The sequence below is a fragment of the Streptomyces sp. NPDC033845 genome (genome assembly GCF_055576225.1).
This window is the reverse complement of the sequence record NZ_JBVIRI010000038.1, coordinates 1-21,822: the sequence shown is the minus strand read 5'-3', so window position 1 is coordinate 21,822 and position 21,822 is coordinate 1. Positions and strand designations below refer to the sequence as shown.

General features: G+C 69.5%; 25 protein-coding genes and 4 pseudogenes. 16 read left to right on the top strand and 13 right to left on the bottom strand.

Translation table 11 applies throughout. From position 1 onward, the window contains the following. Nucleotides 1-145: 145 nt before the first annotated feature. A pseudogene (locus ACZ50K_RS35975) lies at nt 146-1,602 on the bottom strand (NF041680 family putative transposase). Between the two features lie 502 nt (nt 1,603-2,104). Here ACZ50K_RS35975 and ACZ50K_RS35970 point away from each other — a divergent pair. Then, nucleotides 2,105-2,560: a hypothetical protein gene (locus tag ACZ50K_RS35970; protein WP_468911337.1), complete on the top strand. Its 456-nt coding sequence runs from the start codon at nt 2,105-2,107 to the stop codon at nt 2,558-2,560. Between the two features lie 223 nt (nt 2,561-2,783). Further along, nucleotides 2,784-3,026 (top strand): annotated as a pseudogene (locus ACZ50K_RS35965) (IS3-like element ISRhosp5 family transposase); the annotation flags it as partial. 83 nt (nt 3,027-3,109) lie between these two features. Here the strand turns inward: ACZ50K_RS35965 and ACZ50K_RS35960 are convergent. Both ACZ50K_RS35960 and ACZ50K_RS35955 read right to left on the bottom strand, forming a co-directional pair. Beyond that, nucleotides 3,110-3,304 (bottom strand): annotated as a pseudogene (locus ACZ50K_RS35960) (transposase); the annotation flags it as partial. A gap of 255 nt (nt 3,305-3,559) precedes the next feature. Beyond that, nucleotides 3,560-4,168 (bottom strand): DUF6000 family protein, encoded by a 609-nt coding sequence (locus ACZ50K_RS35955; protein ID WP_468911334.1) that lies wholly within the window; start codon nt 4,166-4,168, stop codon nt 3,560-3,562. Nucleotides 4,169-4,312: 144 nt separating this feature from the next. Here ACZ50K_RS35955 and ACZ50K_RS35950 point away from each other — a divergent pair, with 144 nt between their 5' ends. Continuing rightward, nucleotides 4,313-4,462 carry a hypothetical protein gene (locus tag ACZ50K_RS35950; protein ID WP_468911332.1) on the top strand — a complete coding sequence of 50 codons (150 nt, stop codon included), beginning with the start codon at nt 4,313-4,315 and terminating at the stop codon, nt 4,460-4,462. Nucleotides 4,463-4,732: 270 nt separating this feature from the next. Here ACZ50K_RS35950 and ACZ50K_RS35945 read toward each other — a convergent pair whose 3' ends face one another. Continuing rightward, nucleotides 4,733-6,400: a beta-propeller fold lactonase family protein gene (locus ACZ50K_RS35945; RefSeq protein ID WP_468911329.1), complete on the bottom strand. Its 1,668-nt coding sequence runs from the start codon at nt 6,398-6,400 to the stop codon at nt 4,733-4,735. 466 nt (nt 6,401-6,866) lie between these two features. Here ACZ50K_RS35945 and ACZ50K_RS35940 point away from each other — a divergent pair, with 466 nt between their 5' ends. Both ACZ50K_RS35940 and ACZ50K_RS35935 read left to right on the top strand, forming a co-directional pair. Next, the gene (locus ACZ50K_RS35940) at nt 6,867-7,100 is read left to right on the top strand and encodes a hypothetical protein (RefSeq protein ID WP_468911324.1); all 234 of its coding nucleotides are present in this window, start codon (nt 6,867-6,869) and stop codon (nt 7,098-7,100) included. A 240-nt stretch (nt 7,101-7,340) separates the two neighbouring features. Then, nucleotides 7,341-7,772: a lamin tail domain-containing protein gene (locus ACZ50K_RS35935; protein ID WP_468911317.1), complete on the top strand. Its 432-nt coding sequence runs from the start codon at nt 7,341-7,343 to the stop codon at nt 7,770-7,772. A gap of 341 nt (nt 7,773-8,113) precedes the next feature. Here the strand turns inward: ACZ50K_RS35935 and ACZ50K_RS35930 are convergent, their stop codons facing one another. Then, nucleotides 8,114-8,548, bottom strand: coding sequence for a DUF6892 domain-containing protein (locus ACZ50K_RS35930; protein WP_468911315.1), 435 nt, complete (start codon nt 8,546-8,548; stop codon nt 8,114-8,116). Between the two features lie 62 nt (nt 8,549-8,610). Here ACZ50K_RS35930 and ACZ50K_RS35925 point away from each other — a divergent pair. Continuing rightward, nucleotides 8,611-8,922, top strand: a pseudogene (locus ACZ50K_RS35925) (trypsin-like serine protease); the annotation flags it as partial. 117 nt (nt 8,923-9,039) lie between these two features. After that, nucleotides 9,040-9,186: a hypothetical protein gene (locus ACZ50K_RS35920; RefSeq protein WP_468911312.1), complete on the top strand. Its 147-nt coding sequence runs from the start codon at nt 9,040-9,042 to the stop codon at nt 9,184-9,186. A gap of 243 nt (nt 9,187-9,429) precedes the next feature. On the opposite strand, the gene ACZ50K_RS35915 is transcribed toward ACZ50K_RS35920, so the two are convergent. Continuing rightward, nucleotides 9,430-9,741 (bottom strand): hypothetical protein, encoded by a 312-nt coding sequence (locus tag ACZ50K_RS35915; protein ID WP_468911309.1) that lies wholly within the window; start codon nt 9,739-9,741, stop codon nt 9,430-9,432. Between the two features lie 402 nt (nt 9,742-10,143). Between ACZ50K_RS35915 and ACZ50K_RS35910 the strand changes: the two genes are divergently transcribed. Next, nucleotides 10,144-10,431 (top strand): hypothetical protein, encoded by a 288-nt coding sequence (locus ACZ50K_RS35910; protein WP_468911306.1) that lies wholly within the window; start codon nt 10,144-10,146, stop codon nt 10,429-10,431. A 517-nt stretch (nt 10,432-10,948) separates the two neighbouring features. Here ACZ50K_RS35910 and ACZ50K_RS35905 read toward each other — a convergent pair. Next, nucleotides 10,949-11,272 (bottom strand): hypothetical protein, encoded by a 324-nt coding sequence (locus ACZ50K_RS35905; protein WP_468911304.1) that lies wholly within the window; start codon nt 11,270-11,272, stop codon nt 10,949-10,951. 459 nt (nt 11,273-11,731) lie between these two features. Between ACZ50K_RS35905 and ACZ50K_RS35900 the strand changes: the two genes are divergently transcribed. Next, nucleotides 11,732-11,881: a hypothetical protein gene (locus ACZ50K_RS35900; RefSeq protein WP_468911301.1), complete on the top strand. Its 150-nt coding sequence runs from the start codon at nt 11,732-11,734 to the stop codon at nt 11,879-11,881. A gap of 94 nt (nt 11,882-11,975) precedes the next feature. Here the strand turns inward: ACZ50K_RS35900 and ACZ50K_RS35895 are convergent, their stop codons facing one another. Continuing rightward, nucleotides 11,976-12,647: a hypothetical protein gene (locus ACZ50K_RS35895; protein ID WP_468911298.1), complete on the bottom strand. Its 672-nt coding sequence runs from the start codon at nt 12,645-12,647 to the stop codon at nt 11,976-11,978. Nucleotides 12,648-12,842: 195 nt separating this feature from the next. On the opposite strand from ACZ50K_RS35895, the gene ACZ50K_RS35890 reads away from it, so the two are divergent. Then, on the top strand, nt 12,843-13,385 hold the full coding sequence (locus ACZ50K_RS35890; protein WP_468911296.1) for an EF-hand domain-containing protein: 543 nt from the start codon (nt 12,843-12,845) through the stop codon (nt 13,383-13,385). A 64-nt stretch (nt 13,386-13,449) separates the two neighbouring features. Here ACZ50K_RS35890 and ACZ50K_RS35885 read toward each other — a convergent pair whose 3' ends face one another. Then, entirely contained in the window at nt 13,450-13,944 is a 495-nt protein-coding gene (locus ACZ50K_RS35885) for a peptidase inhibitor family I36 protein (RefSeq protein ID WP_468911293.1), read from the bottom strand. 321 nt (nt 13,945-14,265) lie between these two features. On the opposite strand from ACZ50K_RS35885, the gene ACZ50K_RS35880 reads away from it, so the two are divergent. Continuing rightward, complete coding sequence (locus tag ACZ50K_RS35880) at nt 14,266-14,466, top strand: hypothetical protein (protein WP_468911290.1); 201 nt, start codon at nt 14,266-14,268, stop codon at nt 14,464-14,466. 313 nt (nt 14,467-14,779) lie between these two features. Here the strand turns inward: ACZ50K_RS35880 and ACZ50K_RS35875 are convergent, their stop codons facing one another. Beyond that, nucleotides 14,780-15,013 carry a hypothetical protein gene (locus ACZ50K_RS35875; protein ID WP_468911287.1) on the bottom strand — a complete coding sequence of 78 codons (234 nt, stop codon included), beginning with the start codon at nt 15,011-15,013 and terminating at the stop codon, nt 14,780-14,782. Nucleotides 15,014-15,179: 166 nt separating this feature from the next. Next, complete coding sequence (locus ACZ50K_RS35870) at nt 15,180-15,890, bottom strand: hypothetical protein (protein WP_468911284.1); 711 nt, start codon at nt 15,888-15,890, stop codon at nt 15,180-15,182. Between the two features lie 383 nt (nt 15,891-16,273). Here ACZ50K_RS35870 and ACZ50K_RS35865 point away from each other — a divergent pair, with 383 nt between their 5' ends. The 3 genes from ACZ50K_RS35865 to ACZ50K_RS35855 all read left to right on the top strand — a co-directional run bounded on the left by ACZ50K_RS35865 (nt 16,274) and on the right by ACZ50K_RS35855 (nt 17,988). Further along, nucleotides 16,274-16,696 (top strand): hypothetical protein, encoded by a 423-nt coding sequence (locus ACZ50K_RS35865; RefSeq protein WP_468911283.1) that lies wholly within the window; start codon nt 16,274-16,276, stop codon nt 16,694-16,696. 102 nt (nt 16,697-16,798) lie between these two features. Further along, on the top strand, nt 16,799-17,560 hold the full coding sequence (locus ACZ50K_RS35860; protein WP_468911280.1) for a hypothetical protein: 762 nt from the start codon (nt 16,799-16,801) through the stop codon (nt 17,558-17,560). Continuing rightward, nucleotides 17,557-17,988: a hypothetical protein gene (locus ACZ50K_RS35855; RefSeq protein WP_468911278.1), complete on the top strand. Its 432-nt coding sequence runs from the start codon at nt 17,557-17,559 to the stop codon at nt 17,986-17,988. The genes ACZ50K_RS35860 and ACZ50K_RS35855 overlap by 4 nt, the downstream gene beginning before the upstream one ends. A 78-nt stretch (nt 17,989-18,066) precedes the next feature. Here ACZ50K_RS35855 and ACZ50K_RS35850 read toward each other — a convergent pair whose 3' ends face one another. Both ACZ50K_RS35850 and ACZ50K_RS35845 read right to left on the bottom strand, forming a co-directional pair. After that, nucleotides 18,067-19,017 (bottom strand): sigma-70 family RNA polymerase sigma factor, encoded by a 951-nt coding sequence (locus tag ACZ50K_RS35850; protein WP_468911275.1) that lies wholly within the window; start codon nt 19,015-19,017, stop codon nt 18,067-18,069. Nucleotides 19,018-19,035: 18 nt separating this feature from the next. Then, nucleotides 19,036-20,265, bottom strand: a complete 1,230-nt coding sequence (locus ACZ50K_RS35845; RefSeq protein ID WP_468911273.1) for an NAD(P)/FAD-dependent oxidoreductase — start codon at nt 20,263-20,265, stop codon at nt 19,036-19,038. Between the two features lie 424 nt (nt 20,266-20,689). On the opposite strand from ACZ50K_RS35845, the gene ACZ50K_RS35840 reads away from it, so the two are divergent. Next, nucleotides 20,690-21,076, top strand: coding sequence for a DUF6233 domain-containing protein (locus ACZ50K_RS35840; protein WP_468911270.1), 387 nt, complete (start codon nt 20,690-20,692; stop codon nt 21,074-21,076). Further along, nucleotides 20,970-21,200 (top strand): hypothetical protein, encoded by a 231-nt coding sequence (locus ACZ50K_RS35835; RefSeq protein ID WP_468911267.1) that lies wholly within the window; start codon nt 20,970-20,972, stop codon nt 21,198-21,200. Before ACZ50K_RS35840 ends, ACZ50K_RS35835 begins: the two co-directional genes overlap by 107 nt. Nucleotides 21,201-21,822 lie beyond the last annotated feature (622 nt).

The following is a 21,822-nucleotide window of genomic DNA, read 5'->3' as shown; positions in this document are numbered from 1 at the left end:
AGCGACACCATCCAAGCCGTTGCCGGACTCCTCTCACACCAGCAAACCGCCACCCGAGGCACCCGTCAGGGACAGTGACCACCACGCTGACCTGCGCCTCTCGAGGCGCCACCGCCAACCATGCACGAGCTCGTTAGCTTGATCTTTAACCTGTGCGGCGTGGGCGAGGGGTCGTGGACTTCTTCGCTTTCGGTTTGGTGGTGTCTGTCTTGCGGACTGTGTGCACGTCATAGCGGGGTGTGGGCCGGGTGTTCTTCCGGCCGGGTGGTCGTCCGGGACCGGGGCGGGATGGTTTTGGCGCACCGGCCGGGCAGGCGGTGCTTGGGCGGATGTGCCGGAAGTCGCGGCGGACACGGGCGGGGTGAGACGGTCAGCTGCGGCGCGCTTCTCCCAGGGCCAGCGGAAGTCGGCTGCCAACGTGCGGGCGAGGCGGAGTTGGGTGTAGGCGGCCAGGATCAGCCAGGTCCACCGGTCTGCCGCCTCGGGTGTGCGGATCTTCGGGCGGGTCCAGCCGAGCGTCTGCTTGAACAGGCGGAAGGTGTGCTCGATGTCGAAGCGCCGCAGGTATCCCTGCCAGGGTCGGTCGGTGTCTTCCTCGGTGGCGTCGGTGCCTGACCACCACAGCCAGACCGGCTTGGGGGTGGCTCCGCTGGGCAGGCGGTCGATGTCCAGGCGGATGACGGTTCCCTCGATAACTGGAAGGATGCCGTCGGCCGCCGCCCAGGAGGAGCGGCGGGTGAGTTTGGGGTGGAGCCGGTCCCAGGAGCCTGCTCGGGCGGTGCCGTAGAGGCGAGTTTCGGTGACGGTCTCGGCGTCCGGAGTGCCCCATGTCGCTTCCTGGCCGAAGACGAACTCGCCGCCGTGCCGGGGCGGGCGGCCCATCGTGTGGGGCTGGCGGGGTGGGGCAGGCCTGCGCAGGACTCGGTCCGAGCGCATCCGGGCCAGGACCTGGACCGGCAGATCCCGTAGGAGATGGGCCAGGCGGGGTGCGTCGTATCCGGCGTCCGCGATAACGAGGACGTCCGGGTAGCCGGCCTGCCACTGCCCGGTGGCGATCAGCCGCTTGATCAGTTCGCGCAACTGCCGGGCCGTGGCGGTGGCGATGTCGTCACCGGGGGCCAGGCGAAGCGCGTCCAGCGGAGCGGTCCAGGAGCTGCGGCCGGGCTCGAACGCGCAGATGATCGAGTACGGCCACCCGGGAACGGGGATGTGCTGGTCCTTGCCTCGGCCGTAGGTGTGGCACAAGATCCGCTCCGGTGAGGTGTGGGCGTCCGGCCGCAGCCAGCACGTGATGTCGACGGCCAGGACCAGTCGACCATCGACGGCTCGCGGCAGCGACACCGAGGTCAGGGCCCACCGCATCCGGTCCGCCTCGACCCGGCCCTGGGCCACAGCGGCGTAGAGCCCTCCGTGACCGCGGCGGTGTTCGCCTACCAGCGACAGTTCGACCATCGATCTCACCGGCCCGTCGCCGCACAGAACCGCGTCGGCCAGCTCGAACAGCGCATCCGAACGAGCGGTGAGGCAGGAGTAGAACTCGGCCCGTAAGCGTGACAGTTCCGCCAGCGGCTCCCGCCGGGCATCACGATGCAGCAGACTCATCCTCACGGCCTTCGTGCTGGACATGTGTGTTCCTTGGTCGGAGCACATAATCCAGACGAAGGCCGCTTCCGTGTACGGCGGTTACCGAACCGAGTGATCAAGTACGACGTACCGTTCGACACCGGACGTTAAAGATCAAGCTAGTGCGGTGCGCAGCTCAGCCGTCGGGAGCCGCAGACGCGCGTACAACCCGCTCGTCCTACAACTGGGGCGCCCAACGGGTTGCGTGGCGGCCGCACGTCATTCTCCACTCGCCGTCCTCTCCGGGCGCGGTAGACGCCGATGATACATACGAGGACTTGAACGACGCCCATGGGACCGACTCCTGCCTCGAACGGCCGGCGCCAGGTGAGGGTCAGGTCCTCATGGAAGGCGAGGGAGGAGTTTGGTGGGGTTGGGCCCCAATGCGGCCGATGTTCGTTCCTGCCATTCTGGCGTGGGTGGGGTATTCGGACTCCACCGGCACTAAACCGACTTCATCAGTCTCACAGGTGGGATGGTCTTGAAGAAGCGCAAGAACCTGCTGGCCTCGCTCTCCGTCGCCGCAATCACGTTCGCGGGTCTCCTCGGATCCACGCCGACTGCCGCCGCCTCGACGGAATCGTGCACTCCGTACATATATCTGTACGACGGTTGGGGATACGAGGACGTCAGGGTTCGGTCTTGTACGAGGATCGCCTTGAACGGCAGCCTTGGATTCAACTACGTTGAGGTGTGGAATACGTCCGATTTGACCACACTGCAGGGTACCGTCGCGACGGTGTACCGCAGGTGGAACGGGGTCGGTCCCGACATCGAGGCCGCGAAGTGCGATCTTGGAGCCATCGGGCCCGGGCAGCTGCGGACGTGCAACAAGGAGAACGGAGTTCCGATGCAGGGGCCCGTGTGGACCAGGGCATCGGTCACGTCCAACCTCTTCGGCTTCACCCTCCACGCCGACACCGCATGGGCTAAGTAGACCAGCTGGGAGCGGACGGAGCCGGCGGTCCCCGACCGTCTGGCCGGCCCGCTCCCGCTCGGCCAGCGTCCACCGACCGGTCGCACTGCACCCCGCACCACCTCCCCGCTGCCCGGGCCACCCGGCCGCCCGCACCCGGCCTCCCGGACGCACCCTCTGCCAGGCCCTCTGCCAGGCCGGCGCCCTCTCCCGCGCGGGGGTCCGCAAAGTCTTCTTGCAGACCCGGATCATGCGGACCACCGGGCGCGAGGGAGTCCGTCTGCACCACCGGCACCGCACCACCGTCGCGGACCCGGCCGCCGTAAAGGCGCCGGATCTGATCGGCCGTGACTTCACCGCTGCCGCGGTGAACAGAAGGCACGTCGGCGGGATCACATACCTTCCGGTCAGCGGCGCAAAGCCGCTCTACCTCGCGGCCGTCATCGACCTCGCCTCACGACGGCTGGCCGGGTGGGCGATCGCCGATCGCAGCGCAGCGCAGCGCAGCGAGGGGGGTCTGTCAATCGAACGGCTCTGTCTCACATTCGGTGGTAATGCTGAGTGGTGATATCCGAGGAGGATGCGGTGGCGGAGCAGGGTGAAGCCTGCTCGTCCGCGCATCTGGCGGGCCATCCGTTTGGTCTTGGTGTTGACGCCTTCGGTGGGTCCGTTGCTGTACGGAAGTGTGACTGCGGCGATCACGGCGTCGCGGTCTCGCTCGAGGCCGCGGGCGAAGGCGTGCAGGTGCGGCATTGTCATGGCCTGTCCAATGACCCGTCCACCCCCGGGAACCGGGGCGGCCGTGCCGCCGGAGGAGACAGTGAGTCCCGCGGGAGGAATGGCCGCCGTCGATGCCCCAACAGCCAGCCGGGGCTCCCCTGAGGGACGAACGCCCTGGACCGCCACGACGGTCCTGCTGACCCGTGGTCGGCCACTGTCCGTCGGGCGGGTCGGCTTCCACCTTCTCCGCAAGCGGGTCCTACTGGCATGACACAGAGCGGCCGCGTCACAGCCCTCCGGTCAGATCCTGATGTCGGCGGCTTCCTCGATGACGGTGCAGGCGAGCCGGATGCCACCCTGGTAGGTGGAGATTCCGTCCTCGCCGTGCATGTGGGGCGCGTCCTGGAACCACTGCGGCCACAGACCGCCCTCCTGGAGGAAGTCGCGGGCCCGGTCGCCGTGCAGGGCGGAGTCGGTGTACGCGAGGGCGCCCATGGCTGTGGGCTGGTCGTAGGCGAGGTCGGGCCGGCGCAGGTAGCGATCCAGGTAAGCGGCGAGCAGGTCGGCGTCTCGTGCAGTGCCGAAACTCGCCAGCGCCGCGCAGTAGGCCCCACCCGCGCAGCAGACCTCGCTCTCCAGCAGCAGTGCGCCCAGACGCTCGCGGAAGTGGTCACGGCGCGAGACGGCGGCGAGCCATGCCGCGGTCCGCCGCTCGCGCCAGCTTCCTTCGAAGAGGATGGTGAGCTCGGCGTCGGAAACAGCCTTCGCATCAGCGGCCAGGGCATGAAGGAACGGCTCGTACTCCTCGCGCGACATACGAAGTACCGATCCGCCGAGCTTCAGATAGCGACGTCCGGGGAGGCAATAGCGGCGGTACAGGGCCTGTATCTCGGGGTCGTGGCGGATCACCACCCCATCCTCTCGCAACGAGCACACAGCTGAGGTGGTGAGGCCGGAATACGCCTGCGGTGATCCCGGGACGGAAGGGATTCATCTGGGGCGGATCTGGTGAACGGGGTGGCGGCAGCACGGAGCGCAACTGCTCCACAAAACTTGAGCCAGAGCCAGCACCGGCGGCACCGTCACCAGTACAGCATTCCCACGGCCGGAGCCAAGCCGTTCGACATCACCGCCGGTCCGGACGTCACCATGTGGTTCACCGAAAGCGGCACCAACAGGATCGGCAGGATCACCACCAGCTGACCGCCCAGCCCGGCGCGGCCCGACGACAACATCGTCGGGCCGCGCCGACTCGCGGACGCTGTGCCGCTACACCTCCTCCGCAAGCGCCCCCAGCGGCCCCGGCCCCAGGCACGGCTGGCTGGCTGGCTGGCTGGCTGGCTGCGGAGACGGGAACACCGCGGGGAGCCGGCCGACGCCCCAGGGCTGGCCGGACGGACGGGGACTACGAGGGAGCCTGCGTCCTGCCACGGTCTGGGCCGGAGGCAGGACGCTGCGTCCGGCCGGGTGGGGTCAGGGGCAGGTGGCCAGAATGATCGAGATGACGGTGCAGGCGGCCGATGCGCTGTCGTTGGCCGGGTTGGGGTCGGTCGGGGCGGAGGCCGTGCGGGTGCCGGTGACCTTCACCTGGCCCAGCGACAACAGGTGCAGGGGAACGCGGAACGACTTGTTCACGCTGGCGCCGTTGGCGATCGCACCGTACGCGCACGTCACGCTCCCAGCGCTGGTGGTGCATCCGGCGGCCAGGTTCGTCGCGGTGGCGCCCGGGGGCAGGGCCGCGGTGACGGTCGCCGAGGAGACCGCGCTGGGGCCGGTGTTGTGGGCGGTGAGTGTGTAGGTGAGGTACGGGACCAGAATGCCCAGATGCGGCTGGGCTGCGACGTCCACGTCGATGTCGGCCGGCGGTACCAGGTAGGTGAACTGGTCCGCGGTGCTCGTCGTACTGGTCCCGGTCGGGGTGGTCACCTGGACATCGACGGTACCGGGGGCGTGCGCGGGCGAGGTGGCCGTGCAGGACGTGGCCGTGCACGACACGCCGGTGGCAGCGGTGCCGCCGAAGGTGACGGCGGTGGCGGCGGCCAGGTCGGTGCCCGTGACGGTGACCACGGTGCCGCCGGCCGTCGGACCGCTCGTGGGGCTGATCGCGGTGACGGCCGGGGGCGGGGTCGCGGGCGCGAGCTGGATCACGTCGAGGCTGTCGGCGCTGTTGAACCGGTTGTTGACGACATAGCCACGGGTACCGGCCGGGCTCAGCGCGAGGGTGCTCGGGCTGATCCCGATCGGGGCTGTGCTGGTGACCGAGTTCGTGGCGGTGTCGATCGTGGACAGGGTGTTGTCGCCGACGTTGGTCACGTAGACGGTCGCGCCGTCGGGGGTGAACGCCACACCGTTGGGCGCGTTGCCGGTGGTGATCGTGGCGGTAGCCGTCAGCGTGGCGAGGTCAACGACGGTGACGATGGTCCGGTTGGAGTGTGTGACGTACGCCCTCGTGCTGTCGGGGCTGATGGCGAGCGCGAACGGCATCTCGCTCAACGACACGGTTGCGGCCACCGTGTGCGTGGTGGTGTCGATGGCGGTGAGGATGTATCCGGACTGGGTGACCACATAGGTGGTCGTACCGTCGGGGCTGACCGCCAGGTTGCGGGGGAAGTTGTCGACGGGCACGGATGCCGTGACGGTGTTGGTGGCGGTGTCGATGACCTTCACCGACGCGCTGCCATACGTATCGTCGGCGACGTACACCTCACTGCCGTCCGGGGTGATCGCCAGCCCGGACGGCTCACCGATCCCCGCGATGGTCGCGGTGGTGGCGCCGGTGGCCGTCTTGACGACACGGACGGTGCCGTCGCCGCGGTTGGCGACGTACAGCGTGGAACTGTCCGGGCTGACCGCTATGCCGGTGGGCTCGTTGCCGACGGTGATCGGCGTGTCCAGGGTGTTGGTGGCGGTGTCCAGGACGCTCACCGTGGTGCCGACCGGGTCGAACATGCCGCCGCCACTGTTACTGACATAGACGTGGGCGCCGTCGGGTGCCACGGCCATGTACTCCGGATTGTTCCCCACCACCACGCTCGCGATCACCGTGGGAGTGAGCGCGGCTGCCGGGGAGGCCGCCAGTGCGACCAGGCCTGCGGCCAGCAGGGCACCAGAGCCGGCCAGGGCGGCTAATCGGTGGCGCAACCGCACAGTGCGCGCAGGGGCAGGAGCTGTTGACGACATGGGACCGTCATCCCTTCCAGGTCGACGCGCCACCACGGTCGGGATCCGGTCGGCCCCTGCACCCCCCAGCAGCACGGTCGTACCGAACGCGGAAGCCACCCCTCGGGGTAGGACGGCGCGAACCACACGCCATCACACGACCAGCGGGCGACCCTCCGCCATCACATTGACACGGTGCGTGGATCCCCGTGCCCGAACGGCCGAACTGCCCCGGCCCCAGCCGCCGCCACCCGCCTCGCGCCAACACGCCAGCCGCCCCTCCGACTGAAGCAGGCTCACCTCACGGCCCGACACCATTGGCCCGCACCCTCCAGGCTGGCGGGCACACCCCGCTCCTGACCGGGCCGCCCCCGTACAGAGGACCTGCAGCCTCACGGTCGCCCTCCCTCGGTCGTGACGCGGTGCGCACCCAGGCGTTGTTCTTCGCATGAGCGAGGAGAAGCAGCTGTTCGCGCGCGCGTCGCTCGACGGTGAGGTCTGGAGAGACAGCCCTGTGCACGCCGGACCGTGCACACGGTGCCTCGATCTCCTCGGCTCCGGCCTTGAGGCCGCGGACGGTGCCGGGCCGGGCGGTGCGACGGCGTCTGAGGCGCGGTGCTGGATGGTCGCGGTGTCCGCGGCCGCCGTGATCGCAAGTCTGGCCACCGTGATCGCGAACTGACCCTGGACGACGACCGGACCGACCACGCCGCATACCTCGCCGACCGCAGGCCCGCCGGGATCCGGTGCCATGCCGCAGCATGTTCGGAGCAACGGGGGGATCACAAGTGAGCAGGCACCAAAGGGTGACGTTGTGTCACGAGGGTGTCACGAGAGCCCTACCCGAGGTCTGAGGGCCCGAGCGTCCGAGATCCGCACCGCCACCGTCACTTCCGGCGGGGGCCCTTTCACCGGACAGGACGTGCCCCACCTTGCTCATGCCCCGCACACGACACCTCGCCGCCGGCGCCGCCATCACGGCCGTGGCCCTGCTGCTTCTTCCCGGCCAGGCCTACGCCGCAGGCAGCCTGCGCGTCTCGAAGATCTGGTACGACCTCCCGGCACCGACACCCGCACCAACACCTCACTCAACGGCGAGTGGGTACAGATCACCAACGGCACCACCAGCGCGGTCAGCCTCAAGGGCTGGACACTGACCGACGCCTCCAGCCACGTCTACACCTTCGCCACGTTCACCCTTCAGGCCGGGAAGACGGTCACGGTCAAGACGGGAAAGGGCACCAACACCGCCACGACCCTGTTCCAGCAGCGCGCCGCCTATGTCTGGAACAACGACAAGGACACCGCGACCCTGCGCCGCGCCAACAAGACCATCCACCACACGTGCGCCTAAAACTCCACCAAGTACGACTACAAAACCTGCTGAACCAGAGCCCGCCCCTGCCGGGCCGGCCGCAGCGCAGCCATCGCCGCCCTGCGGACCATCCACGCCATACCGATGGTCCTGTGGCGGCGGTCCGGCATTCGGCGACGATGCGCGGCGGGTGCCGGGAGTCGCGGCGGGGCCGCCGGCGGAGCGGAGCCGTGTGACCAGGCGGGTCTCGCCGATGGCATGGAGGAAGGTCTGGTGGTGCCGAGCTGCCCGCACGGCCGAGGCTGAGGGGGTGGTGGGGACGGGAGTCGGGACCAGGAGGGCCGTCACGGCCAATCCGGTACTACCCGAGGAGGTCCCGCTCAGTCCGTGTCGATGCCTCGGGAGGCGAAGACCTCCGCGGCGTCCGGCACTGCCAGGACACCGTCGTCCACGAGAGTGACCTCCCTCAGGTAGGGCAGCAGGTCGAGGTCGTCGAGCGACCTCACGTCGAACAAGTCGTCCTCGCCGTCCCAGGCCGGGGCACAGTGCCTGAAGACTTCCGCCCCTGCGTCGAAGCACAGCTCCTCGATACCGGCGAGCAGCTCGGCCGGTATCTCCAGGGCCTCGAAGTGGGCCCGGGACTCCGCCAGCACCTCCGCATGGAGTCCGCTGTCCAGGACGTGGGACGCGGGGTCGCGGATACCCTGCTCGGCCAGCCGCGCGGGCAGGTCGTAGACCGGGAGGAGCGGCTCGGGGCCGTACATGAGCTGCTCGATGACGAGCAGCTTGAGGTTGAAGTCGCGGAACTGGCTCATGAGAGACGACTACCACGGCAGGACGAAGGGGCCGAGGCCGCCCCCGGGGCCAGGTACAGCGCTCGGGCCGCGCACGCGGCAGCGAGCACGCGGATCCGGGCCCCACGCTGCGCAAAGTCAACACCCAAGTGATGCCCGGGGCGAAGTGCCGGATGCAGTACGACGACGCGTCGATCGCCGACAGCATGATCTGTGACGGAGTGCAGGGAGGTGGACAAGGCACCTGCAAGGGCGACGGTGGGGGCCCGTCGTACAAGAACGGCGCCCTGATCGGCGTCATCCCCCACGGCAGCGGCTGCGCCAGGGCGGGCACGCCCGGCGTCCTCACCAACGTCGCCTTCTTCCGGACCTGGATCGACAGCAAGATCGCGTAACCACGACCGGGCAGCGGCGCTCCTGGGACACCGCCCCATCGGGACAGTCACCCGGCGCTGGCTCGCGCACAGCAAGACGATGCTTACGCCCCACTCACCACACACAGGGAGCTCTACATGACGTTCTGCATTCAAAACATCAGCTCGGGACTCGTGCTCGACGTCCAGAAGGGCCGGGCCCTGGTCGAAGAGCTCACCACCCGTGAGGACATCCCGCCGACGGGCGCGAGCGTGCCGCCGAGTTCAAGCCGGCGCTTGAGCTGATCGAGTCCTCCCTGACGGCCGGCGCGCCGGTGGTCAAGCCGACGGTGAAGCCGTAGCTCACCGCGTATACCCCGCTCCTGTGTGCGGTGCCGCCCGTCCTGTCTGGTGGCACCATGCACGGCGGCGCTTCGCCTCAGGGGAGCATGGCGGATCGGCACCAGTTGATGTTCCCTCAGCGGGCCGTGCCCGGCCGGGCCCCGAATGCTGCACACACCACGGGGCCCGTGCCGGGCCGATGTTCGGCTAAGGGATCATGTTGATCTTCGTGGTTTCGTACGCCTCGGCGGTCGCGCCGGTGGCCCTGGCCAGCTCGGCGAATGTCTTCGCGGAGGCTTCGCCCCAGAACGCCAGCGTGAACGAGGCGTCCGACCGTCCCAACAGATTGTCGATCTCCGCAGGACCGTATTCGTCACCGACCCTCTCCGTGAGGACGGCCCGCAGCAGATCCTGGTCCCCGCCGGAGACATCGACGTTCCACAGGTATGACTCGGGCCTGCCCGACGTCAGCGTGCCCTTCATCTGGTCGCTGCCGAGCCCGTTGTCGAAGTAGCCCATAATGGTTGTCTTTCGGTCGATGTAACAGGGGTATGCAAGCCGTCGCCACGGCCCGGCCGACGACCCACCGAGGGCGTCGCACGTCGGTGGGCCGCACGCCGTCGCGAGCGTTCAACCCACCCCGACGCCGCCTGGTTACGGCCGTACGCCCGGTGACCGGCACTTCCGGCAGGGGACGACGCGGGCCGAGGCTCGTTGAACGGTCCGGGTACGCCAAACTCCCCGCCTCGGAGCAGGACCGGCCCCTCTGCGACGCCGCCTGCGCCCCTTCGTGTCGGCTACTCGGTCGTGTGTGACCTGCGGTCCATCCTCACCCGCAGCGGCTGGTGCCCTTCCCTGACGGACCGGCCGCTCCGATGTCCGGCGGGGTGACCGTCGCAGCGTGCTCTCGTTGACCACTGCATGATCAAGAAGACCATGCGGGCCGCCCTCATCGTGGGCTCCGTCCTGCTCTCCGGTGGCCTGGCGCACGCCGACGGCGACACCTTCGACGAGACCAGCATGCGGGACCACGTAGCCGCTCTCACGAAGGACATCGAGCAGCAGAACCCTCACAGCGCACGGCTCCCGGCAATCACCGACACGCTGGACGCGCCCCGGCCGGGCGAGGACATCCCCGTGGAGGTCGACTTCACCGCCAACGAGGACAGCAAGACTGCCCAGCTGGACGTGAGGGCGAGCAACGGCTGAACCGGCGCCCGCGGGCCGCGGCCTGGGTTTCCGCCCCGACCAGTCCGTCGCGGCCGGCCACCTCTGTGCACCACGAGGGTCGATGTGCGGGACCGCGTGACCGGCGTTGCGTCGTCTCGGCAGGTACCACGCTGCCGGGGTCCGCAGTGCGCTGATGCACATTCGCCGCGATCCGCGGCTTCGTTGGCGTGACGGAGGTGGTGGCGACTCGTCGTCGGCCGCAGGCAGGGTGACTTTCCGGGCACTGTCGAGGTTCTCCGCCCACATTTCCCGGCCGGACCGGTGGGTCCCGGCCAGGAAGCGTTCGGCCGGAGAGGATGCGCGAGCGTGGGTGTCAGAACCCCTCGTTCTATACGTGCTCACCTCGAGGTGGCGCTGGCGGCCTGGAAGAGATCGACTGCGGTCTGCGCCGACGGCACGTCGCCGTAGGTAACGACGGCATGTTGTCCTTCCGGTCCAGGAGGTGGAAGGCCATCGCCCTGCCGGAACCCTGACCGGGATCAGCTCCGGGGCGCGGTCAGAGCCTGGTGTCCTTGTCCGCCGTCTCGACCCGGGCACCCGCCGTCGCGAACAGGCCGGCGGCGCGCTCGGCGGTCTGGCGGCTCGCGTAGGCGACAGTGAACGTCTCGTCATGGCGGTCCAGCAGATTGGCGCGCTCGTGGTCGGAGTACTCGGGGTTCCGCTCGGAGATGAGAGTGTCGAGGACGTCCTTGTCGCCCCCGGTGACGGTGACGTAGAACGTCTTGCCCTCGTCCTGCTGTGCCTGCTTCTCCTTCGCGGAGAGTTGGTAGTTGTAGGGGCGGTTGCCGGTGATGTTGCTGGTCTCGTCTTGGCCGGGCACTGGCTTCTCCTGAGGTGGATCGCGATCGGGTGTGCCGGGCGCCGCGCAGTGGGTTCTTGGGCATGGCGCTGCGCCGCAGGTCCACGGTCGGAACGGCACGACAAGATCGTGCCATGACTCACAGTGAAGGAGAGGGCACTTTTTGCCTTCGCGTCGATGGCCACTCCTTCGAGTGATCAAGGATCTGGCCCCCGGCGCGCGAACACAGCAGACCGATCTGCCGACAGGGCGCGGTAGGCATCAACTCGACTCTTCTGAGGTCCCGTTCATGCCTGGCGGTGCGGCCGCAGCCCGGGGCCGGCTGCGATGATCGAGCCACGGTCTGCCACCCTGCCACGGGCCGGGCCGCCGGCGCACCGACACAACCGGCGGCGACCTTCCGCTGCCGGATCGCCACCTTGCGTAGTGCCATCATCGGCAGGCGACCGGCACCCTGCCGGGCGCGTGAGGAGGATCGCCATGACCGAGAAGGACCTCTACTCCGACGAGGCCGAACTCGTCGTCAACACCGTCGCCGGTGACCAGGACGCCCACGACGGATCGCGAGAGGAAGGAACGACCGAAGGACAGGCGCAGGCGCGCAACCTGATGCAACAGGGCCAGTCCTGACCCACACCGTCCGGTCCCCCGTATTGCCCCTGGCCACCCGAAGATGGGGAGTGCCGGCCGCGGTCGTTCCTCGGGGGGCAATGTCGGGAGCCGGTCACCGGCCCGATACGAGGAGGCCGGTGATGAACTTGCGGCAGCGCCCCTGGTGAACGGGCTTGATGCCGTGGATCAGCTGGGCCCCGTAGACGGTGGCGGTGCCCGTGTCGGCCGGCAGGACGGTGGGGCTACCGGTGACGGTGTGGATCCAGGACGCGTCCTGCTCGCCGCGGGAGATCCTGTCGTGGGGTGCGATGCGGGTGAACCGCATGCCCGGCTCGTAGCCGGCTTCCTGGCCGGCATCGAGTCGTGTGTCCCAGACGCCGTCGCCGGGGCCGGTCTCGATGAAGAACTCGCCTCCAGCGATGGCGTCCTCGATGGTCACGCCGATCCGGGCGACGTGCCGCGGGTGTGCGAGCGGGTCCGGGCCGATGCCGTCGAGGTGGCGGACGGCGCCCTCGCCGGGCCCGAACTCGATGAACTGCCACGGTGAGGCCCCCACGGCCGAGAGAAACATCCGGCGGATCTCCGGCAGGTGCCGCGCGACCGCAGTGTCGAGTATCTCGTGCGCGCGTGCGGGCAGGTCATCGAGTTCCTCGCCCACATAGGCGGCACGCCAGCCCGTGGCGGCGAGATGATCGTCAAGGAGCGCGGTCAGATCGGTGATCTCTTTCGGGTCCAGGAATCCGGGCACGGTGCGGACGGCGAGCGTCTCGGTCAGGGTGATCACGGTCATCCCCTCAGGTCGGCAACGGAGCGGCCGGCCGCATGTGGAGGGCAGGCGCCTTCATCCTCGGACAGTGGTCGGGAGCGTGGCGGGGCGCGGTGGCGGCGCACGGGGGCACATGTGCGGCGGCACCGAGTGTGTCGTGGCCCGTTTAGTCTCGGCGTTCTTCCCGCCGTGCCAACCTGCGAGGTTTCCCCTGTGAGTGAGCTCGACGACTACGCCGCGAAGATGGCGGCCCGCTTCCACACCTTCGACCAGGACGGTGACGGACACATCACCCGCGCCGACTTCCGTCTCATGGCGCAGCGGGTCGCCCTCGCCTTCGACGTCGCCGACGGCACGAGCCAGGCCGCCGCTCTGCGGGAGGCGGGCGACCGGTACTGGGAGGGCATGGCCGGCCTCGCCGACAGGGACCTCGACGGCCGCATCACCCGCGGGGAGTTCGTCGGCGCCGCCCTGGCCGGCCTGCACCGGGATCCGGAAGCGTTCACCCGGATCGCCCTGCCCTGGCATCGGGCCGTGGTCACGGCCGCCGACCACGACGGCGATGGCCGCGTCACCGTCGACGCCGTCGGCCGCATGCTGGTCGCGCTCGGCGCGGAGCCGGAACAGGCCCGCCGCGTCGCCGCCGAGCACCGTACCAACCCCACCGGACTGATCACCGAGAACGAGATCCTCGCAGCTGTCACCGCCTACTACACCACCGGCGAACCCCAGCAGGCGTTCCCCGTCCCGGCCTGAACCAGCGTGCCCGCCCGGAGGCTTACCGTCCTCGCCCTCCCTGCCCGGAGGCGGCCCACAGGGTTCAGTTGATCTTCACGGAGGTGATCTGGTCATTCCAGTTGAAGCCGGCCTCCGGCCCGTAGGGAACCTGGTCACCCTTGCCGTACGGGGCTTGGCCGAGGGTGGTGTACATGGTGCGTCGGCGGGCCGTGGTGGTGAAACTGTGGCCGCTGTACTTGTGGTCCTGGTAGATCGTGACCCGGCGGCCGGTGTTGTTGACGAGGGAGGAGGCGCGGTCGCTCATGCCGTTGAGGTTGGGGTCGCTGACCTTGGTGGCCCACATGGATCCGCCGGTGGGAGCCAGGGGCTGCTTGCCGGGGAAGCCTCCGGTGGTGTTCCACTGGACGTCGTCGTAGATGCACAGGTAGCCGTCGGGGCAGGCCTCGTGTCCGTGGCCGCCTTGGACATAGAAGGTGTCGGGATGCCCGTCGGCCGCCGCCGCGCCGGGCCCCAGCGGAGCCAAGGCGACGAACAGGCCGGCTACGAGGGTGAGCCCGCAGGTGCGAGAGATGCGCATTCCGGTACCTCCGATAGTGGTGGGATCCCATCGCATGATCAACGCCACCTGGTCCGGAAGGTCACCCCTGCTGTGTCAGCGGCCAGCCCTCAGCCCGTCGAAGGCGTTCTGGCGGTCCGAATGGTCCGCAGTTCGGCGGTCATGGGGAGTCGGTAGGGGGGGACGTCACCCCGGGCGACCTCCTCACCTGCCTGGCGGCCTCGGGCTGGCGTGGACGCAAACGCAGGTCGGAACGCGGGACGGCCGTAGTCCGGTGACGCAGCGGTACCGCCTGCCGGAGATCCTCCGTGCCTTCCGTGCTCAGGTCTCGTTGGCCAGAGCATGAAGAAGATGGTTGCTGCTACCGCGCTCGCCCTCGCGGGCCTCGCCTTCACCGCTCCCGCGCACGCCGACGGCCCTGCCGACGTCGTGAACGGTGCCGCCAAGGGCACGTTTTCCGCCGCCCAGGAGCCCAGCGGTCTCCTGGAAAACGTCTCCCAAGACGGCGGGCTGATCAAGACGGTCACCAAATTGGGCGACTGACAGCCACCAGCCCTGTTCTCCGGACGGTACGTCGGCATCGTCGAGGAGAACAGGGCCCGCACCCGCCATTGACCAGGTGCCACACGTAGCCCGCGGCGCGTCAGCGGACGCTTTCGACGCCGAAGAGGACGCCGAGAGCGGAGGCATGCGGCTGCGAAGGTCACGGGGGCCGACGGCAAGGAACCGGCGGGGACGAGGGCGCCGGTCGCGGCCTACGGGACGGTCACCAAGTACCTCATGGCCTGCGGACCGGCGGCCTTCCTCACCCGCGGAACCCCGTCCACGATGCGCAGGTACAGGCACTCGGTGGGCCTCAGCCCCGCATCGAGCCGGTCGGGCCGCAGTCGTTCTCACGGACGAACTCCTCCAAAGCGCTCCAGTCGACCATGGAGAACGTCTTCTCGGGGTCGCGGAGGTAGCCGGCCGAGTCCCAGCTCAACGAGGGCTGGGAAAGCTCAATGAGGGTGTCCCCGTTCTCCTGGGCGTCCTTCAGGGCATCCGCGTAGCTCCCGGCGTTGATGCTGACCCACCACTCCTTGTACGGCATACGTTCCCTCTCCTTGATCTTTCCGGTCCCCGCGACCTGCCCACATCCCACCGGGGGTACACACCCGGGGCACCTGGCGTAGACGGCCCGGCCCCGCCCGCCCCCGGCCTCATGTCCCACGGCATGAGTTCCGTCCGGGAGCGTCACCCGCCCCATCGGACACGGCCTACGGGGCTGCTTGACCGGCCTTGGCCAGGGCGGCGTCGATCTCCTTGATCATGTGGGCCTTCAGGTCGCCCTTCACATGCTCCTCGACCGCCCTACGGACGTCCTCGGCACGGATGGCGTCCTTGGAGTTCTTCCGGGCGGCCTCACCGGCGGCCTGGGCCAGGTCCGCCGTGAACTCGGCGGCGATGGTCTGCAGTGCGTCCTGAGCACCGGTATCCAGACGGCATTCCCGTTCACGGGCGCAGAGCTTGACGGTGCGGACGAACTTGTGGGATGTGACGTCGGTGCTCCGCTTGACCTTGGCGCCCTCTGGCTTGGGAGCCGTTGCCTTGGGGCTTGTTGCCCGGTCCGCCCCTGCGAGCGGACGCCCGCCGTCTCGATCAGCCACGCCACCAGCCGCTGCCGGGAAGCGGACTGTGCTGTTGGCGCGCCCCTCACGGAACATCCAGTTCAGGCCCAGGCTCCGCAAGTCTGAGTCCGTCGAGAACGCCGCTGAGATGTGCTTGGGCATGACCCTCGTCCTTCCTGCGGCAGCCGACTTGGCACCCTCGAGGACCTCACCCAGGAGATGGGTCAGAGCGCTCTGAACCGCGACAACGGCCTTCTTGGACACCCGCAGCTTCGACTGCTGCCTCATCGTGAGGAGCACGCCCACGGCCTTCGCCGGTGAGCCCACCGCCGCTTGCTTCGACGCCTTCTTCGCGGTCACTGTCACAACAGCTCCTTGCGTTGCCGGCCTCTGCCGGACGCAGATGACCTTGGTGTCATGAACCTTCTCCACCAACCCTGCGCCTAAGCCCCCTTTAGCCCAACCTGGCTGATATATCCCCGCGCTGGTTCGGTCCGCCGCCTCCCCGGCGCCTCGCAGGACGCAGGTCAAAGGCGCAACGTGCTCACGTGTTGCAGAGCCGGTGTTGCACGGCCGAGCGGATGCCCTGCGGCCGCCGGTGCCGCGTCACCGCTTCGAGTGGCTTGTTCATCACCGGCCCCGGGGAGCCTTGCCCGGAAGAACGCACCCCTGCGGTCCCCGTCGGCTGTACCGGAGCGGGGCCGACTGCCCTGCCCGCCGTAGGAGAAGGAGCCCACCGCCTCATGACCGACGCCGCGAACACCCCTCCCGCCACCCGCGCCGCCCGCGTGCTCACCACCGTCTTCGTTGTCATCACCGTCGCCTACATGGTCTTAATGACCTTCATATCGGTACCTGAGCTCACGGACTACATGAGCGGCCGGGACATCGACTTCCCGGTGTTCCTAGCCATCGCGGCCATCGCCGGCCCCGCCCTGTTCTGGGCCTACATCGGCCTCGGCATCGGGCTGAGCAAGACGGGCTGGGCGGCCGGACTCGCCAGCACTGGCATCCTCGCCACCCTCACCTACGGGTGGCTCCTCGCTTCCTCCAAGGGCCACGGCTTCTCCTACTGGCTGTTCCTCACTCTGATCGTCGCCACCAACCTCGGCGCCTTCTGCGTCATGCCCTACGCCCTCGTCAGCGGCACCATCGGACGACGCTGACATCTCGGGTCGTCGCGCTTGCCCTCGGTCGCCGGGAGGCTATGTACGGAGCCGGGAGAACTCGAACGGCGCCTGGTCGAAGTCCCGGCACGCCGGAAATGGGTGGACTCGCCGCCCGACCTCGTCGTTCCGCTCATCACCACCGAGGCCGGCGCCCAGGTCACATCCCTGGTGCCGTTCGACCGAGCCAGGATCTTCACCTACGCCTACCGGCGCTGCTACGCCCAGCGGCACGCCGACGCCGGAGTCCCGCACGACGTCCTGAAGGAGCTGATGGACCACCGGATCATCACCACCACCCAGGGCTACCACCGGGTCGGAGCGGAGCGGCGCCGGGAGGCCGTCGACCGGGTCACGGCCCTGCATTTCGACCGGCACGGCAACCGGGTCTGGCGCGCGGCGCAGAGCCTGCTCGACTCCGAGCACGTACGCCGTGCCATCGGGGAGGTCGCCACCCCGTACGAGGTCTGCCGCAAACCCTCCAACGTCGCCGCGGGCGGCCACGCGTGCCCGCTGCGGTTCCGCTGTCTGGGGTGCGAGCACTTCTCCACCGACGTTTCCTACCTCCCCGACCTCCAGGCCCCCCTCGCCGACCTGCTGCGCAGCCGGGAGCGGCTGATGTCCGCGTTCGAAGCCGACGAGTGGGCACGTACCCAGACCATGCCATCGCAGGAGGAGATCAGCCGGGTCCGCCGGCTCATCGACCGCGTCATCACCGACCTCGACCAGCTCACCGCCGAGGACCGCGCACGGTCGAACAGGCCGTCACCCTCGTGCGCCGCTCGCGCACCGTCCACCTCGGCATGCCCCGCGTCGGCCAGCCCCTGCCCGACGTCCGACCCCCCAAGGACCCATCCGTCGTGACCACAGCCATGAACGACGGCCGCCAGGCCGATACCGAACGCCGCCGTACCCGTGACCTCCTCGACGCACTCCACACCACGGCCCACGAACCCGCTGGCCCGGCCGGGGCCGGGCTGGCCGTTACCTCCGCTTCGCTGCAGGCCGACCTGGCCAACGCGAGCGCACGCAGCGCACGCCCGGCCGCCCGCGTCCACCAGCTTGAACAGCGCCTGTCGACAGCACTCGGCGAGGAAATCTGGAGGACCGTAGGCCTGGGGCCACCCACCGATGTCGCTGAGCTCGCCAACAGCATCACCCGAGTCGAACAGCGAAACGTCGAGCTGACAACGGCGTTGGAGGAACGGCAGGCCGAGCTCGACGCCGCACGGTACGCGAACCGTGATCTGACCCGGGCCCTGAACCAGGCCAGGCCGCCGGCCAGCCGTTGACGTAGCCGTCGCCGGTTGCCAGGTGTCACGCGGAGGGACTGGGCCTTACTCGTAGGCGAGCCTGGTCAGCCGATCCGGTCACCATGTGGCGATGACCGGCGCGTCCGGTTGGTGGCGGCTCCAGGCCGCGTTGATGCGCCCGAGCCGGACCGCTGCGCCGATGCCGCGCAGGGACGCGACCTTCCCGTCACGGACTTCGAACGCCACGGCGCCCACAACCCTGTCGTCGACCACGGCGAGGACGGCCGGGGAGCCGTTGACCAGCGCGAAGTGGAACGTGGGCGAGCCGCCTGCGAGCCGCCGCTTCGCCGGCGTCGGCTTGAAGCCGGCCCGCACATACGAGGCAACCTGCCCGGGTGTCGTGTACTTCAAGAGCCGCTTGGCCAGGCCGTTGCCGTCCGAGAGTGCCGTCACGTCGTCGGTGAGTAGCGCCACCAGCCGTTCTGTGCGCCCGGACGCGGCGGCAGCGAGGAATTCCTCGACGATCCGGCGTGCGGACGCGGGGTCGGCCTCGCCGCTGCGGCGGCGCTCGTCGGCGACCCGGGTCCTGGCCCGGTGGACGTGCTGCTGGCTGGCGGTCTCTGTGATGTCGAGGATCTGGGCCATCTCGGCGTGGCTGTAGGAGAAGGCTTCGCGCAGGACGTAGACGGCCCGCTCGACCGGCGAGAGGCGCTCCATCAGCGTCAGTACGGCCAAGGACACCGATTCGCGCTGTTCGAAGGTGTCGGCAGGGCCGAGCATCGGGTCGCCCTCCAGGAGCGGTTCGGGCAGCCAGGCGCCGGCCGTTCGCTCGTGGCGCGCCTGTGCCGAACGGAGCCGGTCGAGGCACAGGTTGGTGACGACCTTGGTCAGCCACGCTTCTGGCGCGTCGATCCGTTCCCGGTCGGCGGCCTGCCAGCGCAGGAACGTGTCCTGCACGGCGTCCTCGGCATCGGCGCCCGAGCCGAGCAGACGGTACGCGAGCGAGGCCAGCCGGGCCCGGCTGGCCTCGAACCGACTGGTGCCGAAGCGCTCACTGGCGGTGTCCATGTGGATCACCCTAGGCGGCTACGCGACCGCCTTGCCGGCCGGGTCAGTCAGCGCGTACGGGACCCCGTTGGCGGCGGAAGACTGCGGCGTGGTGGCCAGGTGGCGCTTGCGCTTGGGCATGCAGAAGGTCGGGTGCGAGTTGGTCCACAGCGACATCTTCAGGATGCCCGCCTTGATCCGCGCGGCCTTGCGGCCGCCCATGTACTTCGGCTTCGCCTGCGCCTCGTGGTCGACCATCTGCAGGATCCCGTCCTGCCGCCCCAGGCTGATGTGGTTGCCCGGGTAGGCCAGCTTGACGTGTCCGATCTTGCTGCCGGTGAGGCGTCCCACGATGGCCTTCATAGCCTGCATGCCGGTGTAGCCGGCCGTGGCGCAGGACATCGGCAGCGGCCGACCGTTGTCGCCGACGGCATAGACGCTGTCGCCGGCGGCGTAGACGTTGGGGTGGGAGAGCGAGCGCATGGTGCGGTCCACGAGGATCCGGCCGTCCGCAGTGACCTCCAGCCCGGCGGCGGTGGCGATCGGGTTGACCGCGAACCCTGCCGTCCACACCGTCGCGTCGGACGGCAGGGCGGTGCCGTCGGTGCACAGGACCCGACTTCCTTCGACGGCTTCGACACTGGTGTGCTCCCGGACGGTGATGCCCAGCCGGTCGCAGGCCAGACGCAGGTGGCCACGGGCTCCGGCGGCGAGTTGGGCGCCCAACTCGCCGCGGGCGACCAGCGTCACGGACACACCGGGACGGGATTCGGCGATCTCAGTTGCGGTCTCGATGCCGGTCAAGCCATCGCCGACGACGACCACGTTCCCGCCTTCCCGCAGGCCGTCCAGGCGCTCGCGCAGGCGCAGCGCCGAGGGCCGGGCCGCGACATCGAAGGCGTACTCGGCCACCCCCAGGACGCCGCGGTCGTCGCCGTGGCTTCCGAGCGCGTAGAGCAGTGTTTCGTAGCCGAGCTCGTCGGTGCCGCCATCAGCGCCGGCCACGGTGACGGCCCGGCGCTCGGGGTCGACGGTGGTGACACGGGCCAGGCGCAGCCTTATCCCCGTGCCGGCGAAGATGTCGGCGAGCTTCTGGGTTTCGATCTCCTGGCCGGCCGCGACCTGGTGAAGCCGCAGCCGCTCGACGAAGTCCGGATCGGCGTTGACCACGGTGATCTCGGTGTCGGCCGGGGAAAGTCGGCGGGCCAGGTTCCCGGCGACGTAGGCCCCGGCGTAGCCGGCGCCGAGGACGACGATGCGGTGCTTCATGTGATGCTCCTGTCAGTTCGCTGGGCTCTCGGCGACTTGAGCGGGACAGCCCCCCGATTCCTGACAGGAATCCGATGTGACGTGAGCCACAGGGTGATAGGTGATCGCCCCGCGCATGTCGGTGTTGCGGCGACGACGGCACCGGCCATGAGTTCGGCGCGGTGCAGGACCTGGAGCTTCTGGTGGACGGCGGCCAGGGAATGCGGGAGGTGCCGGTCGCGTAGACGACCAGTGCGAGGCCAGGGGCGAGCGCGATGGCCGTCCGGGCCGCATGCATCCTCATTGAGGGCCTGTCAGCGCGTTTCACCCAGACCGGCGATGGCGCCACACCTGTTGCACTCGCCACGGTTGATGAACTGACGCTGAGCTGCACAAACCGCTTGCGGGCCTCGTGCACCACAGAGTCACCCCCAGAGAACTCGCTATGTTCCCGGTGCCGTCCCTCGGCGGGGGCCTGAGCGCGGTGTCCGTCCTGCCACCCGACGTCCCGCGTCTGCGCACCCTGGTCACCTACGGCATCGGCCAGGGCCGGCCCCCCGCCCGGGTCCACGCCGGAGGGTGCCGGGATGCCAAGAAGCCCGGCACCCCGGCCAGCCCGGACACCGCCCACCGCGCCCTGGCCGAGGGTGTACCCGCCTGCACCCACTGCCGCCCGGACACCGCACTGGGCTGCTCGAATGACCCGGTACCGGCACGGTGGAGACATGGACCCCGCCCGCCTGCCCGTGATCGTCTACCCGCTCGACGCCCAGGGCGGCCGCCGCGTCCGGGTCGACGGAGAGATCCTCGGCCGGGCCATGGGCCCCGGTGATCTTCTGGAGTTCCTGCGCCGGGCCGGCCTGGACCCCGACGACGTCGACCTCACCAAGGGGTCGTTGATCGAGTGGCGCGGCGGCGGCCCCGCCGTCTGGGCCTCCGGCCCCGGGACCGCCTGAACACGGTGCCGGTGAACTCACCGGCGGCCGGTGAGTTCACCCCAGGGCCTCACCGGGAAACTCGCCGATGCAGGTCAGGGCACGTACACGTCTGGATCTCAGCGATGGCCAGGCTGGTGACGGACTGCCGGGTGGTGGTGATCGTGCCAGTCTGGCCGACGCCGGCCCACTCCACATCCCACGTGGTGGTGGCGATGACCGGGAAGCGGCGGCCCGGTGAGTCGCCGCTGGTGCGGGTGTACTTGTGGCCGCAGTTCGGTGACATCGCGAACCCGAACGCCTCCCGGTACGGGGTCCCGGGGCGGGTAGACCGGCACGCCGACCGTCCCCAAGCCCTCGGGCCAGGGTGCAATACCGATGTCCGGGCCCTGAAGGCGCAGCCGCTCGACCGCTTGGCGGGCGAGGGCCTGGACGTCCACCCCACCGTCCCGGGGCCGGTGGGGGACCAGCAGACGCCGCCCTGGACGTCGCCGCCACTGGGACAGGTCACCAGATACAGCCGGCCGCCCGCGTCTCCCGCGCGGCCGGTCTCGGGCGGACATGCAGGTGGGCCCGCCCCGTGACGGGGCGGGCCCCCCCGGGTTAATTGGGGGGGGGGGCGACCACCGGGTGCACCGGCCGC